Raw genomic sequence first — 5,024 nt, forward strand, 5'->3', positions numbered from 1 at the left:
TACCCTGAGAATCGCCTAACCGAAAACTGTCCACAAAACCGGGGCAACTCCACTTCGAAGACCTCGAGATCCTCCACAACCGGTAACGACGCCACACCGCTCAGGGATGCGAACCTCGATCGAGTACGAAAGAATCCACTACGACAACCCAACCGTTGCACCGCTGATCCAAGTGAGATGACTCCACCAAACCCGGTCACCATCAGAGCGTCCATTCGATCGGGTCAACCTCACCCGAGGCCGACCCAGCCAACGACCTACCGGACGCTACGACCTCACGACCCCAGCGGCCAGCACCCAAATACAGGTCGGCGGTTCCGTGCTCAGTATTCACCCTACGTTGACAGGCATGGCCGGCGTGTCACTGTCGTTCGGTACCCTGCGCCGGGCGCAACCGAACAGAAAATCCGCAGAGATGATGAAGCAAGGAGTTCGATGACCGACCACGGGCCACTGGCCACCCATCGCTGACCGTGCTGAAGCTGGAGGACATTCAGGCTGGCGCCCTTGTGGATGGACTGGTACCTGGCCGTCCGGTCACCGTGATCGCCACGAAGTGGTACGGGGACAACGATGTGGAGGTCGTCTTCCAGGATTCTGAGAAGGGGCTAGACAGGTCGCTTTTGTCGCGCACCGACGAGGAGCGATTGAGCGTGGCGGCTGCCGAGGACTCGTGGCCGCTTGATGGTGACGGGCGGTTGTTCAAGCTGGCGTCGGAGGCTAGGCGTATCAAGTCGGCTCACGTGTTCGACCCGTACGTGGCGGTGGAGGCCGCGGACATCGATCCGCTCCCGCACCAGATCGAGGCTGTCTACCGCCGGATGATGCCGATCCAGCCTCTCCGGTTCGTGCTCGCCGACGACCCGGGCGCCGGCAAGACCATCATGTCCGGCCTCTACATCCGGGAGTTGGCCATCCGCGGTGACGTGGAGCGGGTCCTGATCGTGGCGCCCGGTTCCCTGGTGGTTCAGTGGCAGGACGAGTTGTCGCAGCGGTTCCACCTCTACTTCCGCATCCTCAGCAACGACATGGTGGAGTCCGCCCGTACCGGCAACCCGTTCACCGAGGAGAACCTGCTGATCGCCCGCCTCGACCAACTGGCCCGCCGCGAGGACCTCCAGGAGAAGCTGTCCGCTTCCCGGTGGGACCTGGTGGTGGTGGACGAGGCCCACAAGATGTCGGCCCACTACTACGGGAGGAAGCTCAACAAGACCAAGCGCTACCAGCTCGGCGAGCGGCTTCGCGACCTGACCCGCCACTTCCTGCTGCTCACGGCGACGCCGCACAGCGGCAAGCAGGAGAGCTACATGTTGTTCCTCGCCCTGCTGGATCAGGACTCGTTCGGGGGTCGGCTGAGAGGAGGGGAGGTGCCGGACGCCTCCCGTCTGATGTGCCGCAACCTCAAGGAGAGGCTGCTGACCTTCGACGGGAAGCCCCTGTTCCCCGAGCGTCGGGCGCATTCGGTCAAGTACGACCTCTCGTCGCCCGAACAGCATCTCTACGACGAGGTGACCGACTACGTCCGCCACGGCATGGACCGCGCCAAGCAGATCGAGCAGAAGAACCGCCGCCGGGGCCTGGTGGTGGGCTTCGCCCTGGCCGCCCTGCAGCGGCGGCTAGCATCTTCACCTCACGCGATCTACCGCTCGCTGCGCCGCCGCCGCGAACGGCTCCAGAAACGCTTGGAGGAGCTGGAGGCCATAGCCGAGGGCCGGGAGGTGGCCGACCCGCTGCTCAAAGGCCTGTCGGAGGATGACCTGGCCTTCTTCGACTACGACGACTTCGACGATGAGCAGATCGACGAAATGGAGACCGAGGTCATCGACCAGGCCACCGCGGCGGAGACCGTCCCCGAACTCCAGAAGGAGATCGAGACGCTCGGCCGTCTGGTGGCCATCGCCTCCGAGGTCCGGAGGGCCGGCACCGACACCAAATGGGAGGAGTTGTCCACCGTCCTCCAATCGGAGCACATGAACGGCCCCGGCGGGACGAGGCGCAAGATCATCGTGTTCACCGAACACAAGGACACCCTTGACTACCTGCAGCGCCGCATCGTCGGGCTTCTCGGGAGGCGGGAGCGGGTGGTGGTGATCCACGGCAGCGTCAACCGGGAGAACCGCCGCCACCGCCAGGACGCCTTCATCAACGACCCCGAGGTGCAGGTGATGGTGGCCACCGACGCCGCCGGGGAGGGGGTCAACCTGCAGCGGGCCAACCTGATGGTCAACTACGACCTTCCCTGGAATCCCAACCGGATCGAGCAGCGCTTCGGGCGTATACACCGGATCGGCCAGACCGAGGTCTGCCACCTGTGGAACCTGGTGGCCCACGGCACGCGGGAGGGGGCGGTGTTCATCCGTCTCCTGGACAAGATCGAGGAGCAACGCAAGGCGCTGGGCGGCCAGGTCTACGACGTGCTCGGGGACTCAGTCATCGACCGGCAGCTGAGAGACCTGCTCATCGAGGCGATCCGCTACGGCGACCGTCCCGAGGTGAGAGCCCGCCGGGACCAGGTCATCAACAATGACATAGGGGAGCAGATCAGGAACCTGGTCGACGAGCGTGCCCTCGCCGTCGGCCGGATCGGCGACGGGGACATTCAGGAGATCCGGGACGATATGGAGCGCGCCAAGCTCCGCAAGCTGCAGCCCGGGTTCATCTCGATGTTCTTCATCGAGGCGCTGCGCCGCTTCGGCGGGCGCATCGTGGAGCGCGAGAAGGGCCGCTTCGAGATCACCCGTGTGCCCGGGATCGTCCGCCAACGTGCCAGGGAGACCGGAGCGGGTAATGAGCTGCACCGCAGGTACGAGCGGGTCACCTTCGAGAAGCACCTGGTGGATGTCCACGGTCGGCCCAGGGCGGCGCTGCTGGCGCTCGGCCATCCGCTGCTCGAAGCGGTGGTGGACGCGGTGCTCGACCGTCACGGTTCGGTCCTGCAGCGGGGGACCGTGCTCGTGGATCCCCAGGCCACCGGCGACCGGCTCCGGGCGCTGGTCCAGATCGAGCACCTCATCAAGGACGGTTCGGGTCGGGACGTCTCCAGGCGCTACTGGACGGTCGAGATGCCCACCGAAGGCGAATCTGAAGAGACCGGCGCCGCCCGCCACCATGATCTCCGCCCGATCGAGGACGACGAACGGGACCTCGTAGCGTCGCTCCTTGAGCAGAGCCGGATCGACACCATGCTGTCGGACCACGCCCGCCGCTTCGCCATCACCGAGCTATGCGGCCCCCACCTCGACGAGATCCGCCGAGCGACCGAGCATCGGGTCGGGAAGGTACGGGCCGGCGTGGAACAACGCCTGAAGGAACGGATCCGATACTGGGACACTTACCAGCACGAGGTGAAACAGGCCCAGGGGACAAGGCCGAGAGGCGGCTTCACGGCCGGCCACGCCCAGAACTTCGCCGACGATCTGGCCGCGAGGCGGGAGCAACGGAATCTCGAACTCGACCGGGAACTCCAACTCTCCAGCCGCCCGCCCGACACAGTGGGCGGCGCGATCGTGGTTCCCCAAGGACTGCTGGATCGGCTATCCGGAACACATCAACCGGTCCCAACCGCCCACGCCAGAGACACGGCAGAGGTCGATCGCCGGGCGGTGGATGCGGTCCTGGCAACCGAGCGGTCGCTCGGCCGGAAGCCAGAGGAGATGCCCCATAACAACGAGGGCTACGACATCGAGAGCCGTGACCCCGACACGGGCGACCTCTACTTCATAGAGGTCAAGGGCCGGATCGAGGGCGCGGAGACGGTCACGGTCAGCCGTAGCCAGATCATCCACTCCCAGAACTCGCCCGACCGCTTCATCCTTGCCGTGGTCGAAGTCCCCGAAGATCGCTCCGCCCAGCCGACCGTCCGCTACGTGCGCCGCCCCTTCGAGGGCGTGGAGGTTGGCTACCGCAAGTACTCGATCAACTTCGCTCCATCGGAGTTCGCCTTCGAGGTTCCGTCATAGGTCGACACGAGGATCTGGCTTGACCGGGGGGATCACCTGCCAGGATCTATTCAAGTTCTATTCGCGCTCTATTCCGGTCAATGAAAAGGCCCCTTGACCTGGGAGTTTGCTGGCCTCAAGTCTTAAGCTTGTACTAGTCGGGTTCTATTGGAGGGGGTACCAACACCGCGAGGCGCCCATGGCCCCTGACCACGCCCGGCTGACTTATGAGGAGATTATCCGTGATCTACATAAACTCCATAACTTGAGGTAAGCCCTGTTGACTTGGACTGTATCGACATTCGGAGGGACACCCGCTGGCTTGAGCCCTAGCCCCTCCGAATCAGCCTGCCCCGCGGCCGTCGAATCTCTGGTTTCAAAACAGCCACTTGTAGCGACGCAACCCGGGTTCCGAGTGGAATGCCATGTTCTCGAACCGGTCCACGAACACGACGAGGGGTTCTCCGGATGTGTCATATCCGGCGTACAGGTCGACATTCGGGCGCTCAGGTTGACCCGTGTGTGTATCGGACAGTTTCATCACCTTCTCTGGGAAGCGCAGCACGGCATCGACATCATGGAAGGTGACGCCGCGTTTGTGCGCCGAAGGTGCGATGTGGGGTCTTGCCATCAGAGTCGCCTATGCGGTAACGGTCAGCAGCCTCTGCACTTCGACCCTGCGGTCCGGATGGACCAGTTCCAGGAGGTGGTGGTGATCGCGGGGAGGGCGGGAGAGTATGTGCTGAGCCGCCCTGGACGGAGTCAGTCGGTTGAGAATGGTCCGCCAGTCCTCGTCCGTGTAGCTGTCGGCGATCGCATCCGCCATGCGTCTGCCGCGTTCCCACGCCTCGGGGCCGGCAGGTTGCCAGTTGTTCGGGTCGCGACCCAGTTCGGCGATACGCTTGATCTGTTCTTCCGTATGCGGCACGAGAGAGATTGTAGCCCGGTGGCCGCACCGACGATCAGGCCGAGGGCTCGGTTCTAGTTGATGAGTACGGCTGCCAGCAAGGCTGTTCCGGTCGCCACGAGAGCGTGTTGATGGTCATTGAAAATCCCCGGAGTTGATCACTGAAATTCCCCACCCCC

General features: G+C 64.1%; 3 protein-coding genes. 1 reads left to right on the plus strand and 2 read right to left on the minus strand.

Annotation, left to right across the window (positions count from 1 at the left end; genetic code table 11):
* The first annotated feature begins 473 nt into the window (after positions 1 to 473).
* Entirely contained in the window at positions 474 to 3,959 is a 3,486-nt protein-coding gene (locus OXK16_12195) for a helicase-related protein (GenBank protein ID MDE0376702.1), read from the plus strand.
* Between the two features lie 355 nt (positions 3,960 to 4,314).
* Here the strand turns inward: OXK16_12195 and OXK16_12200 are convergent, their stop codons facing one another.
* Positions 4,315 to 4,569 (minus strand): hypothetical protein, encoded by a 255-nt coding sequence (locus tag OXK16_12200; protein MDE0376703.1) that lies wholly within the window; start codon positions 4,567 to 4,569, stop codon positions 4,315 to 4,317.
* A gap of 9 nt (positions 4,570 to 4,578) precedes the next feature.
* Positions 4,579 to 4,866 (minus strand): hypothetical protein, encoded by a 288-nt coding sequence (locus OXK16_12205; protein ID MDE0376704.1) that lies wholly within the window; start codon positions 4,864 to 4,866, stop codon positions 4,579 to 4,581.
* Between the last annotated feature and the right edge of the window lie 158 nt (positions 4,867 to 5,024).

The sequence above is a fragment of the bacterium genome (assembly GCA_028821235.1).
In the GTDB taxonomy this organism is placed as follows: Bacteria; Actinomycetota; Acidimicrobiia; order Spongiisociales; family Spongiisociaceae; genus Spongiisocius.